At 67.5% G+C, this 20,678-nt stretch carries 21 protein-coding genes, 1 tRNA gene and 2 pseudogenes; 9 read left to right on the plus strand and 15 right to left on the minus strand.

Annotation, left to right across the window (positions count from 1 at the left end):
- Nucleotides 1-435: 435 nt before the first annotated feature.
- Nucleotides 436-1,458, minus strand: coding sequence for a hypothetical protein (locus ABT294_RS47545; RefSeq protein WP_350813143.1), 1,023 nt, complete (start codon nucleotides 1,456-1,458; stop codon nucleotides 436-438).
- 1,107 nt (nucleotides 1,459-2,565) lie between these two features.
- Here ABT294_RS47545 and ABT294_RS47550 point away from each other — a divergent pair.
- The 3 genes from ABT294_RS47550 (at nucleotide 2,566) to ABT294_RS47560 (ending at nucleotide 5,081) form a co-directional block, all read left to right on the plus strand.
- Nucleotides 2,566-3,951, plus strand: a complete 1,386-nt coding sequence (locus ABT294_RS47550) for a hypothetical protein (RefSeq protein ID WP_350813144.1) — start codon at nucleotides 2,566-2,568, stop codon at nucleotides 3,949-3,951.
- Nucleotides 3,952-4,117: 166 nt separating this feature from the next.
- Nucleotides 4,118-4,366, plus strand: a complete 249-nt coding sequence (locus ABT294_RS47555) for a tyrosine-type recombinase/integrase (protein WP_350813218.1) — start codon at nucleotides 4,118-4,120, stop codon at nucleotides 4,364-4,366.
- Between the two features lie 97 nt (nucleotides 4,367-4,463).
- Nucleotides 4,464-5,081, plus strand: coding sequence for an SMI1/KNR4 family protein (locus ABT294_RS47560; protein ID WP_350813145.1), 618 nt, complete (start codon nucleotides 4,464-4,466; stop codon nucleotides 5,079-5,081).
- 95 nt (nucleotides 5,082-5,176) lie between these two features.
- Here ABT294_RS47560 and ABT294_RS47565 read toward each other — a convergent pair.
- The 5 genes from ABT294_RS47565 to ABT294_RS47585 all read right to left on the minus strand — a co-directional run bounded on the left by ABT294_RS47565 (nucleotide 5,177) and on the right by ABT294_RS47585 (nucleotide 8,557).
- Nucleotides 5,177-5,249: transfer RNA gene (locus ABT294_RS47565), tRNA-Thr, on the minus strand.
- Between the two features lie 20 nt (nucleotides 5,250-5,269).
- Nucleotides 5,270-6,232 (minus strand): 23S rRNA (guanosine(2251)-2'-O)-methyltransferase RlmB, encoded by a 963-nt coding sequence (gene rlmB, locus ABT294_RS47570; RefSeq protein ID WP_350813146.1) that lies wholly within the window; start codon nucleotides 6,230-6,232, stop codon nucleotides 5,270-5,272.
- Between the two features lie 30 nt (nucleotides 6,233-6,262).
- The gene (locus ABT294_RS47575; protein WP_350813147.1) at nucleotides 6,263-6,934 is read right to left on the minus strand and encodes a winged helix-turn-helix transcriptional regulator; all 672 of its coding nucleotides are present in this window, start codon (nucleotides 6,932-6,934) and stop codon (nucleotides 6,263-6,265) included.
- A gap of 4 nt (nucleotides 6,935-6,938) precedes the next feature.
- Complete coding sequence (locus ABT294_RS47580) at nucleotides 6,939-7,619, minus strand: alpha/beta fold hydrolase (protein WP_350813148.1); 681 nt, start codon at nucleotides 7,617-7,619, stop codon at nucleotides 6,939-6,941.
- A complete protein-coding gene (locus tag ABT294_RS47585; RefSeq protein ID WP_350813149.1) occupies nucleotides 7,616-8,557 on the minus strand; it encodes an LLM class flavin-dependent oxidoreductase in 942 nt (313 codons plus the stop codon). The genes ABT294_RS47580 and ABT294_RS47585 overlap by 4 nt, the downstream gene beginning before the upstream one ends.
- Nucleotides 8,558-8,681: 124 nt before the next feature.
- Between ABT294_RS47585 and ABT294_RS47590 the strand changes: the two genes are divergently transcribed.
- Complete coding sequence (locus ABT294_RS47590) at nucleotides 8,682-9,116, plus strand: organic hydroperoxide resistance protein (protein WP_350813150.1); 435 nt, start codon at nucleotides 8,682-8,684, stop codon at nucleotides 9,114-9,116.
- Nucleotides 9,117-9,677: 561 nt separating this feature from the next.
- Here the strand turns inward: ABT294_RS47590 and ABT294_RS47595 are convergent.
- Nucleotides 9,678-10,814 (minus strand): ArsR/SmtB family transcription factor, encoded by a 1,137-nt coding sequence (locus ABT294_RS47595; RefSeq protein ID WP_350813151.1) that lies wholly within the window; start codon nucleotides 10,812-10,814, stop codon nucleotides 9,678-9,680.
- Between the two features lie 282 nt (nucleotides 10,815-11,096).
- Between ABT294_RS47595 and ABT294_RS47600 the strand changes: the two are divergent.
- Both ABT294_RS47600 and ABT294_RS47605 read left to right on the plus strand, forming a co-directional pair.
- Nucleotides 11,097-11,222: pseudogene (locus ABT294_RS47600) on the plus strand (serine hydrolase); the annotation flags it as partial.
- A gap of 91 nt (nucleotides 11,223-11,313) precedes the next feature.
- A pseudogene (locus tag ABT294_RS47605) lies at nucleotides 11,314-11,499 on the plus strand (serine hydrolase); the annotation flags it as partial.
- Between the two features lie 421 nt (nucleotides 11,500-11,920).
- Here ABT294_RS47605 and cysS read toward each other — a convergent pair.
- Nucleotides 11,921-13,312, minus strand: a complete 1,392-nt coding sequence (cysS, locus tag ABT294_RS47610) for a cysteine--tRNA ligase (RefSeq protein ID WP_350813152.1) — start codon at nucleotides 13,310-13,312, stop codon at nucleotides 11,921-11,923.
- A gap of 43 nt (nucleotides 13,313-13,355) precedes the next feature.
- Nucleotides 13,356-13,742 (minus strand): PPOX class F420-dependent oxidoreductase, encoded by a 387-nt coding sequence (locus ABT294_RS47615; RefSeq protein WP_350813153.1) that lies wholly within the window; start codon nucleotides 13,740-13,742, stop codon nucleotides 13,356-13,358.
- Between the two features lie 53 nt (nucleotides 13,743-13,795).
- On the opposite strand from ABT294_RS47615, the gene ABT294_RS47620 reads away from it, so the two are divergent.
- Nucleotides 13,796-14,941, plus strand: a complete 1,146-nt coding sequence (locus tag ABT294_RS47620; RefSeq protein ID WP_350813154.1) for a DUF2637 domain-containing protein — start codon at nucleotides 13,796-13,798, stop codon at nucleotides 14,939-14,941.
- 75 nt (nucleotides 14,942-15,016) lie between these two features.
- On the opposite strand, the gene ABT294_RS47625 is transcribed toward ABT294_RS47620, so the two are convergent.
- The 4 genes from ABT294_RS47625 to ABT294_RS47640 all read right to left on the minus strand — a co-directional run bounded on the left by ABT294_RS47625 (nucleotide 15,017) and on the right by ABT294_RS47640 (nucleotide 16,842).
- Nucleotides 15,017-15,286, minus strand: coding sequence for a GlsB/YeaQ/YmgE family stress response membrane protein (locus tag ABT294_RS47625; RefSeq protein ID WP_350813155.1), 270 nt, complete (start codon nucleotides 15,284-15,286; stop codon nucleotides 15,017-15,019).
- 97 nt (nucleotides 15,287-15,383) lie between these two features.
- Nucleotides 15,384-15,692 (minus strand): GlsB/YeaQ/YmgE family stress response membrane protein, encoded by a 309-nt coding sequence (locus ABT294_RS47630; protein WP_350813156.1) that lies wholly within the window; start codon nucleotides 15,690-15,692, stop codon nucleotides 15,384-15,386.
- Nucleotides 15,693-15,880: 188 nt separating this feature from the next.
- Nucleotides 15,881-16,342 carry a 2-C-methyl-D-erythritol 2,4-cyclodiphosphate synthase gene (gene ispF, locus ABT294_RS47635; RefSeq protein ID WP_350813157.1) on the minus strand — a complete coding sequence of 154 codons (462 nt, stop codon included), beginning with the start codon at nucleotides 16,340-16,342 and terminating at the stop codon, nucleotides 15,881-15,883.
- Nucleotides 16,343-16,359: 17 nt separating this feature from the next.
- Complete coding sequence (locus tag ABT294_RS47640) at nucleotides 16,360-16,842, minus strand: CarD family transcriptional regulator (RefSeq protein WP_020544658.1); 483 nt, start codon at nucleotides 16,840-16,842, stop codon at nucleotides 16,360-16,362.
- Nucleotides 16,843-17,096: 254 nt separating this feature from the next.
- Between ABT294_RS47640 and ABT294_RS47645 the strand changes: the two genes are divergently transcribed.
- Nucleotides 17,097-17,678: a copper chaperone PCu(A)C gene (locus ABT294_RS47645; protein ID WP_350813158.1), complete on the plus strand. Its 582-nt coding sequence runs from the start codon at nucleotides 17,097-17,099 to the stop codon at nucleotides 17,676-17,678.
- A 324-nt stretch (nucleotides 17,679-18,002) separates the two neighbouring features.
- Here ABT294_RS47645 and ABT294_RS47650 read toward each other — a convergent pair whose 3' ends face one another.
- Complete coding sequence (locus tag ABT294_RS47650) at nucleotides 18,003-18,695, minus strand: response regulator (RefSeq protein WP_350813159.1); 693 nt, start codon at nucleotides 18,693-18,695, stop codon at nucleotides 18,003-18,005.
- The gene (locus tag ABT294_RS47655; protein WP_502912236.1) at nucleotides 18,692-19,861 is read right to left on the minus strand and encodes a sensor histidine kinase; all 1,170 of its coding nucleotides are present in this window, start codon (nucleotides 19,859-19,861) and stop codon (nucleotides 18,692-18,694) included. Before ABT294_RS47655 ends, ABT294_RS47650 begins: the two co-directional genes overlap by 4 nt.
- A gap of 132 nt (nucleotides 19,862-19,993) precedes the next feature.
- On the opposite strand from ABT294_RS47655, the gene phoU reads away from it, so the two are divergent.
- Entirely contained in the window at nucleotides 19,994-20,638 is a 645-nt protein-coding gene (gene phoU / locus ABT294_RS47660; protein ID WP_350813161.1) for a phosphate signaling complex protein PhoU, read from the plus strand.
- The last annotated feature ends 40 nt before the right edge of the window (nucleotides 20,639-20,678 follow it).

Below are 20,678 nucleotides of genomic sequence, written 5' to 3' on the forward strand. Positions count from 1 at the left end.
TTGGCTTCACGGTCGAGCGGGGGGCTCGGGTTCGACATAGATGATCTCCGTAGTGGCCGGAGACCCAGGTGTCAACGATGATCGTCAGTTTTATATTAGTAATCGGTTGGAAGCACGGAGACAGAGGCTGCGGTGCCAGCGATCGTCCGCTTTCAGGCGGACCAACCGCTCTGGCGGAGGCTGCTCCCCTCGGGGAGAGCGGTGGTATGCGTTGGCCGCTGCGTGCTGGTGGTGCAGCACGTTGTCGTCAGCATTGTCGTCAGCCACGCTGGAGCAATGATCGAAACCTGTGGATCTGCTGGGAAGGGGTGTACCTTCCCGGATTATCCGATGTGGTTTCGAGATAAGACTGATGCGCCAACGTCGGTCGGGAAGGCACACCTGTGCCGCTTACCGTAGTGCCCGAACCGCCGGGTGACGACCGCGGGCCCGGTTCTACAGTTCGCGGTCGTAGATCTTGAGCGCACTAGTGATGTCCGACCCGTCCACCCAGAACGTGCCCGTGTTGCCGTACATGTCGTACGCAACAATCCTCGGCCTAAACCACTTCTTCCAATAATCTAGCGGCCCGTTCGGGATGTGCCATCCGTCGCCGCCGGTGGTGGAGTGTACCCAAGTGAAGCACAGGTACCGCTCGGGATATTGCCTGTCGTAGATCTTCGCGTAATCGCACCATCCATTCCCTACGGGGAAGTTGACGATCTCCCCCAAATGCCCGTCTTGCCCGGAATGATACGCGGAGTCGTGCGGCTCGCGATACCAGACATAGCCGCCATAGAAATCCTTATATCCGCTCTCGGGAGTGATGTTCCACGCGAATAACCCGTCGTAACCATCCTCGCTGAAGCAATGACTCACCGAGAAAGCGACAAAGTGATTATCTACGGCCTTCAAGGACAGATAGTAGTTCCAGGCCTCTGTCGTCACATTCTTTGCGTCGCCGCCCAATTGGGTTGTTGTACGCGAGTAATCCCAGTCGATGTCCCCGCGCATGTAAGTTATGGCCGTCCGCGGATTGAGCATGACTTTGCTGGAGTATGTTCCGTTTTGGGAGCTGTTGACGGTATCGTCAGAGTCGGTCCTGACTTGGACGCCGATCGACTTCCGGTTCACCCCGGGCGAGCAGTATACGTAGAACGTGACCTGCTGGGTCCCGCCTTCTTCGATTGTGGCCTCGCCGGACTCGCCGGGGATTGCAGTGAAATCGTTCGCGGTGTCCGTATATGCCCAGCCCGAGAAGCCGTTCCAGTTGAGTTTCGACTCGTCAACGTAGTCGATGAGCCACAAATTGGCGGTTAAATGCTGGGGGTCAACCTCGATGGGATTTCCGTTTTCGTCGGTTGGTTCGATATTGATTGTTACGCCGATCCTATTCCGTCCGTTCGTGTAGATGTTGCAATTCTGGTAGCCGCTCTCGAGTATCACCGAGAGCTTAGACACGCTCGTCCATTTTGACATGTTTTGTCTCCTTTGTTCGTGTGAGATGGTGCGGTGTGTGAGGCCCGTCGATAGACGGGCTAGGCTGCTTCCGTCGCGCCCGTAGGTACCCGATACGGCCTCACGTCGAACATCGTCGCGCCACGTAGCGCCGTATGATCGCGGGCCACACCCGAACGCCATACGGCCGGTGTGCTTCTGGCGGGTCGAGGCAGTTGGCATCCGCCGGGCCGTCGTGGTTCAACGGGAACTCGACGGCGTGTGGCACATCGTCGGCGTCGAGGACTAACACACTCTGCGAGCTGCGCCGGGGATGTCCTGCAAGTCCTCCATGGCCTCACCCAGCTACGAGCATCGGGATGGTCGGTGGCGTTCGTGACGAACGGGATGACAGACAACCAGCGCGCAAGCCGTCGCACAGCCGCACATCCCATGGGGCTTGGTCCCTGGCGCCAGCAGTATGCAGACGCGCACCCTGGTCGCTCGGCGGGCCGGGGCGAAGCCGCGGACCTTCGATCGCCCTCAACCCCGTGCAGTGACCAGCCACAGCGCGATCGCAACCTGTATCGGTGTGATGGCCCACCCTTAGCTCAGCCACGAAAACGGGAACTTACTTGGAAGCCATCCAAGCGCAAGGATGCTCTCGACGTGCCGTAGCGAGCGATCTTCGTGACGGTGTCCAGCGGGACAGGTAGCAGGTGGCCAGCGCCCAGTTGGCATGACAAGGACCGCAGGGAGCGACTGTCACCGTCTCACTTGCCGCTTCTGCAGGCCATCGGGCGCGCAGGGCGGTGCGTGCCCGGACCGGCCGAAGAGCCGCAGCCGGGCACGCTTGCCGACCGGCGCGCCCGGCGGGCCGCGCAGCGGGCCGCCTTTAAAGACGTAGAGAAAGTTCTCATCCAGCGATCATCGACGCTGATCTATCATGCCTCTGAGCTGCGGGTTTTGTCGTGTAGTGGCCGCGGCTGCCGTCACGGTTGATGCTTGACAGGGCCCTTTCCGTCGTAATGGCGCGGCCCAGGATGGACTTGGAAGAGCCGGCGTCTCGGCTGCTCGGGACTCCGGGGGAGGCGTCTGGGTATCGTTCATGCTCACCGCGGAGACAGGCGGACGAGGTGGAAGAGGAACGTGAAGACGTTGTCGGGTCTGGCCGTCAACCCTGCGCTGCCAGCGAGGTTAATGCTGCGTATGCTCCAGCCGGAGGTGGCGGCTGACGCGCTGCCATATCTGGCGTGGCGGGCAGATTTGCCGGAGCAGGTGGTGGAGACCTTCATCGGCCACCATGACGCCAAGGTCAGAGGGTGCTTCGCCGAAAACCCTCACGTCCCGGCGGGAACTCGGTCCAGGCTTGCGAGGGATCCTGCACTCCATGTGCGCTGGGCTCTGGCCGCAGGTCCGCAATGGGGGCGCTTCCAGCCTCGGAGCACGCCGTTAACCGAGGACGCCTATGACCTTCTGGCGCACGACCCAAGCATCGAAGTTCGCTGTGAACTGGCCCAGAACTGGCACACTCCCGCTCCGGCGCTGATCGTCTTGGCGGTGGATCCGGAACCCGACGTACGCAGAGCGGGGTGCTCCGGCTGGGGCCGACTGCCTGCACATATCAGGGTGGCCCTCTCGCACGACGCGGATCCGTCGGTGCGGTGGGCGGCCGGACTGAAGGGCTACAGGGAGCATCCAGGACTGCTCGAAGAGATCCTCGCAAGCGACGATGTGACGCAGGTCTTGGGCGAGGCGCCGCTGCCGCGTCCGCTGGCTGAAAGCTACGCGCGCAGCGATGATGCTACGCATCGCCATAAGGTTGCCGGGAATCCCTACCTGGACCGCGACTTGGTGGAGGAACTGTCCACCGATCGTGATCCGGGTGTGCGCTTGGTGGTCTCGCTCCGCCCGGAACTCACCGAAGCCCAGCGGGCCGCCATCGACTACGACCCCGACGTGTATCGCGTGCACGTCCCGCTGCCGTGGATCCGCGACCGTTTCGCCGACGCCTCCGCCATGGAGCACTTCGGGGAATCGGCCCACGTGGTGCTGCGTCGCAGCGTCGCCTGCAACCCGGACCTCCCCCTTGACCTGGTGGAGCGGCTCGCCCGCGACGACGACCACGCGGTTCGGCTGCTGCTGGCCGAACATCATCAGGACGCGCCGGCCGACCTGCTACTGCGGGTGGTCCTGGACGACGCCGGATACTCCGAAGCCGAGCTGACCGGCAGACCGCACTTCCCGACAGTAGGCCTGGCGCGCTTCGCCGACTCCCCGCACCCACATGAGCGACGCCTGGTCGTACTCGATTCGCAGACTTCCGCGGACGTCATCGAGCGGCTGAGCCACGACGAAGCACGCAGCGTCCGGATCGCCATGGCCCGGGATCCGCGCCTGCCCGTCACCCGGATGCTCGCGCTCCTCAAGGATGCCGACCTTCAGATCGCATCCGCTGCGGCCGCCAACCCGGCGCTACCGGTGCAGGTCATGGCCCAGCTCGTCCAAAGTGTCGTGGAACCGTGCATGCCGTAGTTGTCGAGCTCGCGCCGAGCCACCCAGCGCGTTTCCCGAGATTTACGCTGGGAGTCGGCCGACGTCGTTGGGGACCACGACGTTCACGGAGGGGACGAGGCTGTTGGCTTACGTCTTCACGACCGGCTGGGGAGACCCGCTATTCCCCGATACGCCCAGTTCCCTGATGCCCAAGCTCATCGAGGCCCACGACAGCCAGAACCCGGGAGCCCAACTTCCACATGCCCGCCTACACGACCTCCGTCACATCCACGCCACCACACTTCTCCTGGCTGGCGTACCCGTCCACGTCGTAGCGGCCCGCCTCGGCCATGCAGACCCGGCAATCACCCTTCGCGTCTACGCCCATGTGATCCAGGATCAAGTGGCTACAGCTGCGGATATCTTCGCAAGAACGATCGAGAGAAGCGCTTGACCTCTGGCATCTCAGGACTCCCGTCAACCAGGCGGCGAGTCCTTATTTGCGTTATAGGACGCTATCCTGCTCGGCGTAACGAACGCCGGGGGATGCCATGCGATCAGAAATCAGCTTGGTCGAGTTTGGCGAAGAGCTGACCCGAATCGCTGCTTCCTCGATCACACCCCTTCCGGCCCCCGAGGTAGAAGCCCTTGAAGAGGTGATCGGTGCGCCTCTCCCCGAGGAGTTCCGATCATTTCTCCTTGAATTCGGCCTCGGTGTCCGTCCCGGCCCGGTACTCGACCTGGTCTGGATCGTCGATGAGGCCCGGCGAGAGCAGCAGTACTTCCTGGAAGAGCCGGACATGGAGGTCTCGCCGCGGCAGCCCTTTCCCATCACTCAAACCGATGTCCAACGTCTACCGTCTCTCGCCGCAGAAGGCATCGAACCCATCTTGAGGTTCGACAAGCCGATGCCAGGAACCATGTTCCTTTGCGGCCACGGCTGCTCGTGGATCAGCATGCTCGCGCTGAACGGCGAGTTCGCCGGCACGGTGTGGATGACGGAGATGGGATGGGCCAAGGAGATGCACTGGTGGCCCTCCGCCCCCTGGAACGAAGCCGACCGCGGCGGCTTCCCGTACAGCGGTTGGACCCGGCCAGTTCCCTTCCTCGACTGGTACATCCGCTGGACGAGACGGAACGTCGCCCGGCACCAGAGCCGCTCGCAGTAGGCCGTTAGCAAAGGTGTTAGCAAGATCGCGACATTGTCCTGACAAACATGAAGCCCCTGAACCGGAAACACCAGTTCAGGGGCTTCATCCTGCAGAGCCGACGAGGGGAATCGAACCCCTGACCTTCTGTTTACAAGACAGATGCTCTGCCGATTGAGCTACGTCGGCGCGGCCTATCAGTGTAGACGCTAGCGACGCCTGTGACGAGCGACCTCGTACAACGCCACCCCTGCCGCCACTCCCGCGTTCAGCGACTCCGCCGCCGCCTGCATCGGGATGCGTGTCACGACGTCGCACTGCTCGCGGACGAGGCGCGACAGGCCCTTGCCCTCGGAGCCGACGACGATCACCAGCGGTTCCGTGAGCAGGTCGACGTCGCCGATGTCGACGGTGCCTTCGCCGTCGAGGCCGATCACGAACATGCCTGCCTCGCGGTACTCCCTGAGCGCCGCCGTGAGGTTCGCCGCTCGGGCCACGCGCAGGTTGGCGAGCGTGCCCGCGGACGTCTTCCACGCGCCGCCCGTGACGCCGGCCGAGCGGCGGGCCGGGACGAGCAGGCCGTGCGCTCCGAATGCCGTGGCCGAGCGGGCGATGGCGCCCAGGTTGCGCGGGTCTGTCACGCCGTCGAGGGCCACCACCAGCGGCACCTCGGCCGCGTCGTGGGCGAGTTCGACCAGTTCCGACGGGTGCGCGTACTCGTAGGCCGGGATCTGCAGGGCAACACCCTGGTGGACGCCCCCCTCGGTGAGGCGGTCGAGCTTGTCGCGGGTGGATTCGAGCAGCGCGATGCCACGTTCTGCGGCGATCTTGATGGAGTCGCGCACGCGGTCGTCGTTGTCGATGCGCTGGGCGACGTACAGCGCGGTGGCCGGCACTCCTGCGAGCAGGGCCTCCAGCACGGGGTTGCGCCCGCCGATGTATTCGGGCGCGTCGTCGGAGCGCCGCTGCCTGGCGGCGGCGGGACGGCGGCCGCTGCCGCGTTCCTCCCGGGCGACCCGCTCGGCGCGGGCCTTGTCCTTGTACCAGTGGCGCATCTCGGCAGGCGGGGTCGCTCCCCTGCCCTCGAGGCCTCGGCGGACCTGCCCTCCGGTGCCCTTGGACGGGCCCTTCTTCTTCGCGGGCCTGCCTGACGCCCTACCCCCTGCTGCCATGGTGTCAAGGGTACTCGGGCCGCCGCCCCCTCAGGCCCGGCGAGCCTGGGGACGCGGAAACTGGAACAAACCGTGCAGCCTGTCGAGGGCGGAACGGTCGCCGGAAGCCCGGGCGGATCCGTCCATGATCGCGTCTACCAGGGACGTCCGGCCTTCGGCCATGTCGACGAGGACGTCCTCCGTCGTCTCGATACGTCCGTCGGGCTGTTGCGCTGGGCCGAGGACCATCTCGATCGTCCCGTCGTGGACGCGGGCGTGGAACACCTCGTCGCCGATGCGGAACTCGTAGATGGCACGCATCCCGGCAGCCGCCTCGGGAACGAAGGCCACCTTCAGGCCCAGCACCGCCCAGCCGGCCTGGAAGACCTCGCCCTCGCGCCGCTCCCCCATGGCCCACTTCATCCCCCACCGGGCCAGGGCGAGCACGGCGGGCGCGAGTTCCGCGCCGGCACCGGTCAGGTCGTAGGCGGGCGTACGGGCTGGGGGCGGCAGCGTGACCTTGCGCACCAGCCCCTCACGCTCGAGATGCTTCAGCCGGGACGCGAGCAGCCCCGTACCCAGCCCGCGAAGGCTACTCTGCAGATCGCCGAAGCGCTTGGGCCCCGTCAGGAGTTCGCGGACGATGAGCAGCGTCCAGCGCTCGCCGACGAGGTCGAGGGTGCGCGCGGTGGCGCAGTACTGGTTGTAGGTTCGCTGGTCCACTTCATCATTCTAAACCTCGCGCTTCCTGATTCTGAACCATCCGGACGTCGAGGAGCAGCCCTGCCAGGAGCTCTGGAGCGGTGAGCATGACGTCGTGCGGACCTTCGACGGAGATCGTCCGGTAGCCGACGGCCTGGGCGAACCTGTCGAACGGGTAGGTCTGCGGGCGGCAGTGGATGCCGGTGCCGGGGATCCGGTCGACGGCGCCGGTGAGGCGGGTCGGGTCGGTGAACGTACGCAGCGGGTGGGGGCGCAGGCGCTCTTTGAGCCACCGGACGTCTTCCGGGGCCCCGACGCCGAAGAGTTCGGGGGCCGGAGGCGGGATGCGCCAGCCGTCCGCAGCGGCCAGCATCGCCTTCCCGAACGCGTCAGGCGCCAGTGTGAACATGCTGGAACCGTCGGGGCCCGCCCATCCATCCACGAGCACCACGTGCTCCACAGGCCGGACGTCCGCCGCCTGGCGTGCCACCAAACCGCCGTAACTGTGCCCGACGAGCACCACGTCGCCGTCGCCGGCGTCCAGGGCCGCGACCACCTCAGCCACGTGGTCGTCCAGTCCGGCGTCGCGGTCGTACGTGAGGTCGGGGGTGACGGCGCGCGCCCCGGACCGTTCGAGCAGCGGGACGACCCGCTCCCAGGCCCAGGGGCCGTGCCAGGCCCCGGGCACGAGGACGTAGGTGGTCATGAGCGGCCTTTCTCGTGCAGCAGGGGCAACACCTGGTCGGCGAACTCCTGCAGGGCGGCGCGGTGGTCGTCGACTGCCAGCCGGATCACCACGTGCCGGACCCCTGCGGCCGTGTACCGGCCCAGCCACGCCGCGACATCGCCGGCCGAACCGGCGCACATGGCCTGGATGCTCCCGATGAACTCGAGCGGCGCGTTGTAGTAACGCTCGATGCTGGTACGGAGCCGGTGGCGGGCGCGTTCGGGGTCGTCGTCGAGGCAGACGGTCGCGTAGAGCGCCGGGGTGATCGGGCGTCGTGCCTCTTTCTGGATCAGCTCCCATTCGTCCGCGTAGGTCTGCGCGGACGGCGGGTAGGGCAGCCAGCCGTCGGCCAGCCTGGCCACCCGTCTGAGGGCCTGTTCGCCACCCGCCGCGAGCCAGATCGGCGGACCTTGCGGCTGGACGGGCTTGGGCGCCAAGGCGACGTCGTGGAAGGTGAAGTGCCTGCCCTCGTGGGTGACGGAATCCTCCGTCCACAGCCGGCGCATCGCGTCGATCGACTCCTCCATGCGGCTGACGCGCCGCTTGAAGTCGATCCCGACGGCCTCGAACTGCGCCTGCGTGTTCGGGTTCGGGAAGCCCGCGCCCACGCCGACGACCAGCCGTCCGTCGGCGATCCGGTCGAGCGAGGCGAGCTGATGGGCCAGCAGGACGGGATGCCGCAGCGCGGGCAGCAGCACCGCCGTGCCGAGGGTCACGCGCTCCGTGATGGCGGACGCGGCGGCCAGGACCAGCAACGGGTCGGCCCTGGGACGGGTCACCGGGCTGTCACCCGCCCAGACCGAGTCGAACCCCAGCACCTCGGCCAGCCGGGCCTGCTCGACCAGCGAGCGATGATCACCGTCGTCGAGGGTCCAGTCGCGCGTCGGGAGCAGGTAGCCGACGCTCAGTTCAGCCATGTCATCTCCAAGGGCATGGTCGGGTTCAGGGCCATCGTCAAGGTTTCCTGATCGTAACCCGTTGACTTCCTGTTTTTGAAGTCTATGATTCGACTTCAGGAAGTTCCGAGTTAAGGAGATAGTGGTGACGAAGCCGCTTTACACAGCGCAGGCACAGGTGACCGGTGGCCGCACCCAGGGCCGTGGACGCACCAGTGACGGCGTCCTCGAAGTGGACCTCCGCCAGCCGAAGGAGATGGGCGGAGACGGCTCCGGCACCAACCCGGAGCAACTCTTCGCGATCGGGTACGCCGCCTGCTTCTCGACAGTGTTGAGCATGCTCGGCCAGCGCAAGGGCCTCGACGCCGGGGACGCGGTGGTCGACTCGAAGGTGTCACTCATCCCGTCCGGGAACGGGACGTTCAAGCTGGGTGTCGAGCTGGACATCACGTTGCCGTCCATCGGCGACACTGCACAGGCGTCGGATCTGGTGAGGAACGCGCACCAGGTCTGCCCGTACTCCAACGCCACACGCGGCAACATCGACGTGGCGTTGGTGGTCAACGGCGCCGAGCTGTAGACGGCGAAACGTCCAGCGCCGTACTCCACCAGCACACGCGGCAACATCGACGTGGCACTGCTGGCCAACGGCGCCGAAGAGATGACCAGCCCCGGACTCCGACAGCACGCGCTCGCTGTCGTTTCGCATCGACCAAACACATATCCGGATCGGACAGCATTTGGTAGCGGTCCGCACAGCATCAAGTGGACGATCGCAGGCATGTACGAAGCCTGATCGCTATCGGATCCTGTTCAAGGAGCTTTCTCTCTGGAGGAGCCCCGACGGGTCCGGCGTGTGTCGCGACCGGGAAGCCGACACGACGCCGGCCCGTCTGCGTGCGAACGGAGTCACGTCCATACTTCTTCTGCTACAACCACGGGTAGCGGTTGTGCTGGACGTCCCCGCAGCGGGCGGCGAGGGCGTGGCGGCCCCGCAGCGAGCCACAAGGGCACGACGCCTCCCCCTACGGGCCGCGAGGGCAAGCAGCTCCGCAGCGAACCGCGAGGACGTGACGGCCCCACAGCGGGCCGCGAGGGCGTGGCGGCCCACAGCGGGCAGGTGCATCCGACGGTTACCCGATCACGCCAGCATCTGTTCGAGGCCGCGTGACAGGTCGGTGAGCGACGCGCGCACCAGGCGGTAGTAGACGTAGTAGCTCTGCCGTTCCGGCGTGACCCATCCGGCGTCCTGGAGGAGTTTCAGGTGCTTGGAGATCGCCGCCTCGGTGAGGCCGATCAGCCCGGCGATCTCCCGGGTGGAGCGCGGACGCTGGGCCAGCAGTTGGAGGATCTGGAGCCGGGTCGAGTCGCCGGCGGAGCGCAGCAGTTTGAGCAGGCGTTCGGGAGGGATCGGGGCCTGGCCGTCCTGCTGCATCTCGGCCAGGGCGTAGATGATCAGGACGGCCTGCCGCGACCGGCCGTCGTGCCGGTGCCTGTGGGTCGCCGCGACGAGTTCCGGCCAGACGAAGTGGGACGGTATGAGCAGGATCTGGTCCTGCTCGGCGAGCGTGAGGTCGAGCGGGTCGCCGCTCGGCCCCGGCGGCCGGATCAGCACGTCGCCGGTGCTCTGGTCGAGCCGTACGTGGGGGGAGAGTTCCTCCAGCATGCGGGGCAGGCCGCGCCGTGACAGGGCGCGCCCGCGGCGGGCGATGTCGCTGCGCAGACGGGTCTCCATGGCCAGCCAGTCGGGCGTGATGCAGGTCTGCCAGTAGGACACCAGGAACCCGGCGAAACGCTCGCGGCAGCGTTCGGGGTCGGCGATCAGTTCGCGCATGACGGGCAGCGACGCGGGGTGCCGCGTTTGGATTCGTGACAGCGCCTGTTCCTGCAGATCCGTGCTGCGGAGAAACATTCCCAGGCGAATTCTGGGGCCGACCGTGCCGGTTGGCACGGCACTACGAATCAACGGGTCCGCGAAGTGGTCGATGGGGGCCGCGAGTAATGCGGACACTTCGTCCGCCCAGGACCAGGTGTCGGCCTGCGGCCAGATTTCTTGGAACACCAGCGGCCTGTCGAGGCACCAGAAGGCGAATCTCTCTGTTTCGTCCTTGAGTTCGGGGGACATTCGGGCGCGCGTGCGCAGCGCCCAGGAAATGTGCAGCGGGTGGTGCTTGACGGCGTTCAGCACGTGCAGGCTGCGTAGCGTCTCGTGGGCCGGCGAGCAGCCGAAGACTGCCAGGTCAGAGCCTGCGTCACGGAGCTGCAGGCGTATCGTCACCGGCCGCCTCCCGAGCTCTGATCAACTGATTGGCTGAACAGTTGGAGCATGGCGCAACGATAACGTACGGCCCTTTTCAGCGTCAGCAGAATGGGGTCGAGGAAATGCCCATCAGCCGCCGAACCATGATGCCGTCGGCTCCCGCGATCAACGCCGCCGACGAGGCCTTGGAATCCGCGAAGCCGGTTTCCGTGCCGTCCGAGAATTACGCACCGAATTGGCGGGCGTTTGGGGAATATCTGAAAAAAGCGGGCCGCCGCCGGGGAATTCTCCGGCACCGTACTGGTGGCGAAGGACGGGCAGCTCCAGATGAAACAGGGGTACGACCTGGCGGATCGGGAGCGCCACGTCCCCAACACCGCGCGGACCAGGTTCTGCGTCGCCTCCTTGGGCAAGATGTTCACCACCGTGGCCGTCCCCAGCTCGTCGAGCAGGGGAGGCTGTCCTTTGACGACACGCCCCGAGGTCGCCGACCGGGTGACCATCCACCCACACGTCCGGGCTGGGCGACGCGCTCAGGCGCGAGCCGCCGCGCACGCTCGACGGCCTGATGAAGAAGGTCGCCGAAGAGCCCCTTCAGTTCGAGCCCGGCTCACGGTTCGACTACAGCAACCCGGGATTCATCGCCCTCGGGGCGATCATCGGCCAGGCCTACTCCGCATACTCTTCACGCCCGTCGGCATGACCGACACCGCCGTCCGCGTCTACAGGGCCGGCGGTGCGCCCGTGTAGGCGAAAGCCGGCCAGGACGGGGAACGGCTGCCCCGCGCCCAGCAGTGGGTGGCAACCTTCCGCGACACGAGTGACGAACTGCGCATCGGGAACCCATGCTTACTCCACGGTCGCCGACCTGCTCAGGTTCGCGCGAGCGCTGACCGGCCACAGGCTTCTCAGCCCGGCGCTCACCGAGACCGTCCTCGCGGGCAAGGTGGACACCGACCGGGCGACACGTACGCCTACGGCTTCGGCGACCGGAAGATCAACGGCGTCCGGATCGTCGGCCGCAACGGCGAACCCCAAGGCTACGAGGGCAGCTCGACCTCTACCCGGACAAGGGGTACGCCGTCCAGGACGACGCGCTCCTTCCCGCCATCCGACACGGAAGGTCAGCGCTTGAGCTCCCAGCGGGGGCCGTGGGGGGTGTCCTCGACGGTGATGCCGGCGGCGGTCAGCTGGTCTCTGATCGCGTCGGCCGCCGCGTAGTCTCTGCGGTCGCGCGCCGCCTTGCGCTGCTCCAGGGCCACCGCCACCAGCGCGTCGACCACCGGCTTCAGGTCGGAGCCCGCCGTACGCCACTGGGAGGAGCGGGGGTCGAGGCCCAGGACGTCCAGCATGTTCTGGGTCTCCGCCAGCAGGCGCGCCACCGCTTCCTTGTCGCCGTGCGCCAGCGCCACGTTGCCCTCGCGGACCACCTCGTGGACGACGGCGAGGGCCTGCGGGGTGCCGAGGTCGTCGTTGAGCGCGTCGACGAACGCCTGCGGCAGCGGCGCGTCGGCGTCGACGTCGTGGATGACCTCCGCCGCGCGGGTGACGAAGCCCTCGATGCGCTGGTAGGCGGCCGCGGCCTCCTGCAGCGCCTCCTCCGAGTACTCGATGGACGACCGGTAGTGCGGCACCGCCAGGTAGTAGCGCAGCTCCACCGGACGGACCTTCTGCACCATCTCCGGGATCAGCAACGAGTTGCCGAGCGACTTGCTCATCTTCTCGGCGCCGATCTTGAGCATCCCGTTGTGCATCCAGTAGCGGGCGAAGCCGTCGCCGGCGGCCTGGGACTGGGCGATCTCGTTCTCGTGGTGCGGGAAGATCAGGTCGAGGCCGCCTCCGTGGATGTCGAAGGTCGGGCCGAGGTACTTGGTGACCATGGCCGAGCATTCGAGGTGCCAGCCGGGACGCCCGGGACCCCACGGAGTGGGCCAGGTCGGCTCGCCGGGCTTTTCGCCCTTCCACAGCGCGAAGTCGCGCGGGTCGCGCTTGCACGACTCGTCGTCGGTGTCGGCGGCGGGCCGCATGTTCTCCACCTTCTGGTTGGAGAGCGAGCCGTACCTGTCGGCGTAGGAGCGGACGTCGAAGTAGACGTCGCCGCCGGACGCGTACGCGTGCCCGGCCGCGATCAGCCGCTCCATGAGCGTGATCATCTCGGGGACGTGGCCGGTGGCCCGGGGCTCGACGGTGGGCGGCAGGCAGCCCAGCGTGTCGTACGCCCAGGTGAAGGCGCGCTGGTTGCGCTCGGCGACCACGAACCAGGGCACGCCCTCTTCGGCGGACACCCTGATGATCTTGTCGTCGATGTCGGTGACGTTGCGGCAGAACGTCACGTCGTATCCGGAACGGGTGAGCCAGCGCCTGAGCACGTCGAAATTGACGCCCGAGCGAATGTGCCCGATATGCGGAGGAGCCTGTACGGTCGCCCCACACAGGTAAATCGACGCCCGGCCGGCTTCGACCGGAACGAATTCACGGATGGCGCGCGTACTGGTGTCGTAGAGGTGCAGGCTCACGAAGGCAAGGCTAACGCCTCCGCCACCATGACAGGTCGAATAATCACCCGTACAAGGTGACCTTCTCCGGCCGGATCCGGACGATCAGCCGCTCGTTGCCCGGCGGTTCCTCCCACGGCTTACCCGTGTACTTCAGCGACAGCTCCTGGATGAGGTCGCCCGCCGGGTCGTCCTCCATGGTCACCCGGCCGCGCACCTCGGCGTAGTGGAACGGGTTCGCGGGGTCCATGACCAGCACGCTCGCCCTCGGGTCGCGCGCGAAGTTGCGCGGCTTGCGCCGCCCCTTGATCGTGGAGAACAGCACGTCGTCGCCGTCCGTGCGCACCCACACCACCGTCGACTGCGGCATGCCGTCGGGGTTGACGCTGGTGACGGTCGCGTAGTTCGGCGCGTCGAAAAGGACGCGCGCGCTGTCGGGAAGCTCGGCCATCTCTCCTCCTTGATCGGTCTCCTGACCCATTCTTCTGTAGGCTCGTGACCGCCATGGACGTGACTCCCCCCTCTCTGCTCCGCCGCCTGGGCATCGCCCTCGCCGGGCTCGCGGTCGCCGCTCTCACCGGGGCCGCGTGCGCGCTCTCCTTCGACGGCCTGCGCGCGCTGGCGATCCGCGGCGAGGCCAGGCCCGACCTCGCCTACCTCTACCCGGCCGCCTTCGACGCGCTGCTCGCGGTCGCGCTGATCGCCGTGCTGCTGCTCGGCTCCGCGCGGCTGCTGGTGCGGCTGCAGGCGGCGGTCGTGCTGGTCCTGCTCATCGTGGCCGCCGCCGTGGTGAACGTCACGACGACGCTGCGCGTCGACATCCCGGTCCGGCCCGCCTCTGTGGGCGTGGCCGTCGCGCCGTGGGTGATGCTGGCGCTGGCGCTCTGGCTGTGGCTGCTGGTCATCAAGCAGGTCCAGGCGCGCAGGACGGCCACGGTCGGGGACGTCGAAGCGCCGGCGGAGCAGGACATCGTCCCCTTCGACCGCGTCCAGACGGCTGAGGTCCCGCGGCCTCGTCCCATCCATCCCGCCGAGGCGGCGCCGCTCGACACCGCGTCGTCTCTGCCGCCGACCGTCCACCCCACGCTGGAGGCGACCCCGGTCGCCGGCCCCACCTCCGCCCCGGAGACGCCGCCGATCTCCGAACGCGTCGCCCGCTGGTCCGCCCCCGCCGCTCCCGGTCCGGAACCCGCCCCGGAGCCGGAACCCGACGAGGAGCCCGAGCCCTTCCGCGAACCCGAACCCCGCGAAGCAACCGGACCCTCCCAGGCAACCGAGCCTCGTGAGGCAGCCGAGCCCGTCCAGGCAGCCGAACAGGACCTCGAGCCCGAACAAGACCTCGAACCCGAGCAGGACCTCGAGCCCGAGCAGGCGCCTGAGCCCGAGCCGGAGGAGCAGCCCAAGCCGCGCCCCGTGCGCTGGGGTGACCGGGTCAAGCCCACCGACGTCCTCGTCCACCCCCGCGTCACCGACAAGGACGCCGACACCCAGCCGCATCCCGTCGTCATCGACGACCCCGCGCCAGAGCCCGCCGACGAGGAGCAGGAGCCGCGGGCGTCCAAGGACGACGACACGGCCCCGCACCGCCGTCCGTTCGGCGACGCCCCCTCGGGACGGCTCCGCAGCACCCCCGTTCCCCCGGAGGACTAGGCATGCGGAGGCCCGCCCGGTCACCCGGGCGGGCCTGCGACGCGATCCCGACCAGGGATCGTTCTCCATCGCCGTCTAGACGCTGCTGCCGCGCCGTAGCCCGGCGACCAGACCGACCCCCACGACGGCCAGGACGACCTGCATCACCAGTTCTATCCAGTCGATGCCGGGGGTCGTGGCGACGCCGAGCACCTGGGCGATGAGCGTGCCCAGCAGGGCCGCCACGATGCCGACGACGATGGTGAGGATCCACCCGATGGCCTGCCTGCCGGGGAGCAGGAGCCGACCGATTGCGCCGATCACTGCGCCGATCACGATGGCGCCAAGGATGGACTGGATTGTCATGACGAGAAACCTCCCCATGAGGGTGAGCCGTTCACTCTCACGGTGAGATCGCTACCCCGTCCTTGGCGATTATGCCTGTTCTTTACGAACGAGCAGGTCAGACGGGGGTTCCACCCGTTCCACCGGCTCCACCCGTTCGACCGGCTCGGCCGCCGCCCTGCACGCGGGCCACGATCAGGACGCCGATCACGGCCAGCGCGAGCTGGAGGATGTGTTCGATCCAGTCGATGCCCTTGGTGTTGGCCCAGCCGAACCCTTGGGCGATCAACGTCCCGAGGAGCGCGGCCACGATGCCGACTATCAACGTCAGGCCGATGGACATGTTCTGCTTGCCTGGGACTATGAGCCGGGCGAGCGCGCCCACGATGGCTCCGATGACGATCGCGGAAACAATCGCGCCGATCATGTGTAGCTCCCCCCGAAGACGTTCAAATGCCTCAAAGGGGACTTACCCGACATATCTGAAAGCTATCCAAATGGAAGACGGCGGTCCGTACCGCGCCAGAAACGGACCGCCGTCGCCCCATGAGGCGGCGGGACCGCACGACCCCGCCGGGATACCCTCAACGCATCCCGAAGAAGGACGCCAGGCTCTCAGGAAAGGTTGACGACGAGCGCCGTCGCGATGGCCGCCACGCCCTCGCCGCGCCCGGTCAGCCCAAGCCCGTCGGTGGTGGTGGCGCTGAGGCTCACAGGGGCCCCCAGGGCGGCGCTGAGCGCCTTCTCGGCCTCCGCACGGCGCGGGGCCAGCTTCGGCCGATTGCCGATGATCTGGACTGCCACGTTGCCGATCTCGAAACCCGCCGCGCGCACCTGGCGCGCGGTCTCCTCCAGCAGGGCGACGCCCGAGGCTCCGGCCCAGCGGGGGTCCGAGGTGCCGAAGAGGCCGCCCAGATCACCGAGCCCGGCGGCGGTCAGCAGGGCGTCGCAGGCCGCGTGGGCGGCCGCGTCGCCGTCGGAGTGGCCCGCGAGCCCCGTCTCGCCCGGCCAGTGCAGCCCGGCGAGGTTGAGCTCGCGCCCAGATGCGAACGGGTGGACGTCGACTCCGACGCCCACCCGCGGAAGATTCGTGTTCAGGAGTTGAGAACCTCGTCGAGCAGGGCCTCGGCCTTGTCCTCGTTGGTCTTCTCGGCCAGGGCGAGCTCGCTCACCAGAATCTGGCGGGCCTTGGCGAGCATGCGCTTCTCGCCCGCGGACAGGCCGCGCTCACGGTCTCTCCGCCACAGATCGCGAACCACCTCGGCGACCTTGTTGACATCGCCGGAGGCGAGCTTCTCGAGATTGGCCTTGTAGCGACGAGACCAGTTGGTCGGCTCTTCCGTGTGCGGCATCCGAAGGACGTCGAAAACCCGCTCAAGGCCTTCCTGGCCGACAACATCGCGCACGCCGACGAGTTCTGCGTTTTCAGCTGGCACCTGGACGGTAAGGTCGCCCTTGTCGACCTTGAGCACCAGGTAGGTCTTTTCCTCACCCTTGATGGATCGCGTCGTGATTGCTTCGATCCGAGCAGCCCCATGGTGGGGGTAGACGACAGTGTCGCCGACCTGGAAAGTCATGTGACAAGTACCCCTTCCGCTGTACTCCAGGGTACCACGCGTCCACAGCCTCCCGGAACAGTGAAATCATCATAACTGCAGGTCAAAGCGACATATTAGGGGTTGACAAGCCGTCAACAGTATGAATCGCATATGCGGACATAGCTAATGACCTGCGGGGGTGTGGATATGACCATCGATTGAGGTGGATATGGTAGGCGCTGCCCATCCCCGCATGCGCCACCCCCATGCGCCACACCAAGGAGAACCCGCTCGTGACCAGCATTCGCTGGACTGTCGCCGCAGCCGCACTCCTGGCAGCCCCCGTGCTCGCGGGCTGTTCGGCCGGATTCGACGCCAACACCAACAAGCCATACGCCCCCAACGAGGCGGCCGCTCTCATCGACAACGGCGCTTACGGCACGCGGGGCATCGAGATCCCGCAGGCGTTCATCCTCGGCCCCGACTCCGGCGCCCAGCTCGCCTGGCGGGGCTCGGCCCCGATCTACCTGAACATCCTCAACACCAAGGGCGCCCCCGACACGCTCCAGGCGGTCTCGGCCGGCGACATGGGCGCCGTGAAGGTCGCCACGCCGATCCAGCTGCCGAGCAACCAGCTCGTCAACACCGGCAAGCCGACCCCGCAGCTCATGCTGGAAGGCATCTCGAAGGGCCTCAGGGGCGGCGAGACGATCCGCCTGGACCTCCAGTTCGCCAACGCCGGTGTCGTGTCCATGAACGTCCCTGTGATCACGCGCAGCCGCGAGTTCAAGGACTACCCGGCGGCGCCGAACGCCACCGCGGCCCCGACCCCGTCGGCCTCGCCCTCGGCCGCGGCCACGGAAGCGGCTCACTGACGGCAGCGGCCCACTGAGCGGCCCAGGCAGCGGACGGCCCAGACCGCCGCGCCACCGCCGGGTCTCCCGCGCACGACACGCTGACGGCCGTCCCACCGTCGGGGCGGCCGCGTACGTGACGGCCACGGGAACGCCCAGAAGGCCGCGTACAGGACGCTGAGGGCCGATGACGGCCCAGACCGCCCAGTCGGCCGGACACGGCCGCACGGACGCCCAGAAGGCCGCGTACGGCACGTCGGCGACACGGACCGCCCCTGACAGCGGACCGCCCCTGACAAGCGAGAACCCCTGTTCCGGCCGGAACAGGGGTTCTCGCTTGTCAGGTCACTCGTCAGCGGCGTCGAACTTGTAGCCGAGCCCGCGCACCGTCAGGATGCAGCGCGGGTTGGACGGATCGGCCTCGATCTTCGCGCGCAGCCGCTTGACGTGCACGTCCAGGGTCTTGGTGTCGCCCACGTAGTCGGCGCCCCAGACGCGGTCGATGAGCTGGCCACGGGTCAGGACGCGTCCCGCGTTGCGCAGCAGCACCTCCAGCAACTCGAACTCCTTCAGCGGGAGCTGCACCTGCTCGCCGCGCACGGCCACGACGTGCCTGTCGACGTCCATGCGCACCGGGCCGACGGCGAGCACCGCCGACTCCAGTTCCTCCACGACGTCGCCCTGGCGGCGCAGCACGGCGCGGATGCGGGCGACCAGCTCGCGTGAGGAGAACGGCTTGGTCACGTAGTCGTCGGCGCCCAGCTCCAGGCCCACGACCTTGTCGATCTCGCTGTCCTTGGCGGTCAGCATGATGACCGGCACCTTGGAGCGCTGCCGCAGCGAGCGGCACACCTCGGTGCCGGGCAGTCCGGGCAGCATCAGGTCGAGCAGCACCAGGTCGGCGCCGTTGCGGTCGAAGGTGTCGAGCGCCTCGGGCCCGGTCGCCGCGACCGACACCTCGAAGCCCTCCTTGCGCAGCATGTAGGACAGGGCGTCGGAGAACGACTCCTCGTCCTCGACGACGAGAACTCGGGTCATGGTGCGGCCTCCAGGGGAATTGAGGGTGGTACTGCCACCGCCGTGCCGCCGAAGGCGGGCAGGCGGAGGGTGAACGTGGATCCGGAGCCTTCCTTGCTCCAGACGGAGACCTCGCCGGCGTGCGCGGCTGCGACGTGCTTGACGATGGCGAGGCCGAGGCCGGTGCCGCCGGTCGCGCGGGACCTGGCGGCGTCGACCCGGAAGAACCGTTCGAAGATCCGCTCCAGCGACTCTTCAGGGATGCCGATGCCCTGGTCGCTGACGCTGATCTCGACGGAGTCACCGGCGGGTCTGACGCTGACCACGACCCGGGTGTGTTCGGGACTGTAGGCGACGGCGTTGTCGATGAGGTTGCGCAGCGCGGTGACGAGCAGTTCCTCGTCGCCCCAGATGCGCAGCCCCTCGGCGCCGCCGGAGACGAGCGTGATGTCCTTGGCGATGGCCTTGGTGTTGCAGTGGTCTATGGCGTCGTGGACGCACTCGTCGATCGGCACCTGCCCCGGGGTGGGGATGGGTTCCGCGCCCTGGATCCTGCTCAGCGTGATGAGGTCCTGCACGAGGTAGGTGAGCCGGGCGGCCTCGTGCTGCATCCGCCCGGCGAAGCGGGTGACCGCCTCGGGGTCGTCGGCGGCGTCCTGGACGGTCTCGGCGAGCAGGCTCAGGGCGCCGACCGGGGTCTTCAGCTCATGGCTGACGTTCGCCACGAAGTCGCGGCGCACCGCCTCGACCCTGCGGCTCTCCGTCTGGTCCTCGGCGAGCACCAGCACCTGGCCGTGGGAGCCGAGCGGGGCGACCCGGACGGCGAAGTTGGTGGTCTCCTGGCCGAACTTGTGCCCGGCCACGTCGATCTCCGTCTCCCTGATCTCACCGTCCCGCCGTACCTGCCGTGCCAGGGCGAGCAGCTCGGCGGCCATCAGCCTGTCGCCCTTGACCAACCCGAACGCGCGCGCGGCCGAGCTGGCGCGCAGCACGCGGTCGTGCGCGTCGAGGACGACGGCGGACGACGGCAGCACGGCAAGGACCGAGGCGACGCCCTGTGGAAGGGCTCCGGCCTCGGGGTTGCCGTCTGTCTTGACCCGGTTCGGGGTCTCGATCTGGTTCCGGTAGAACAGGACCGCCAGGGCTCCCACCACGAACCCGGCCAGGGCCGTGAAGCTCATGGCCATCTCACTCATGCCTCCGATGGTAGGTCGCGAAAATCTGATGACAGCCCGCCCACCTGCGGATGAATGGCTCTTTCCCGGAAAGTTCATCTCTCGGTAGAAGTTCGTTCATCGTCGGGCACGTACGGTGACGGCATGCGCGACGCGTACCATGAAGAACTCGACTCGCTCACCGACAAGCTGGTGGAGATGACCAGGCTTGTCCGTTCGGCCATCTCGCGGGCCACGACCGCCCTGCTCGACGCCGACCTCCAGCTCGCCGAGAGCGTCATCTCCCGTGACGCGGAGGTGAACGCCGTCTTCAGCGACATCGAGACGTCCATCTTCGAGTTGATGGCCAGGCAGCAGCCGGTGGCGGTGGACCTGCGGATGGTCATCACGGCGCTCCGGATGGGCACCGACCTGGAGCGGATGGGCGACCTGGCGGTGCACGTGGCCAAGGTGGCCCGCCTGCGCCACCCCGACTCGGCGATCCCGCCGGAGACGCGCTCGACCATCATCGAGATGGGGCAGATCGCGGAGAACCTGGTCACCAAGGCGGGCGCCTGTGTCGCGTCCCGCGACGTCGAGTCGGCCCTGGAGCTGGAGCAGGACGACGACGCCATGGACCGGCTGCACAGGCGGCTGTTCAGGAACATCCTGTCGAAGGACTGGCCGCACGGGGTGGAGCCGGCCATCGACATCACGCTGATCGGCCGCTACTACGAGCGGTACGCCGACCACGCGGTACGGGTCGCGGCCGACGTCGTCTACCTGGTCACGGGCTCGCGCCCGAGCTGAGGACCGAGCTTCAGGCGGGGCCGCCCGGCCCCGCCTGACG

It is taken from the genome of Nonomuraea sp. NPDC000554 (assembly GCF_040300065.1).
GTDB lineage: Bacteria > Actinomycetota > Actinomycetes > Streptosporangiales > Streptosporangiaceae > Nonomuraea.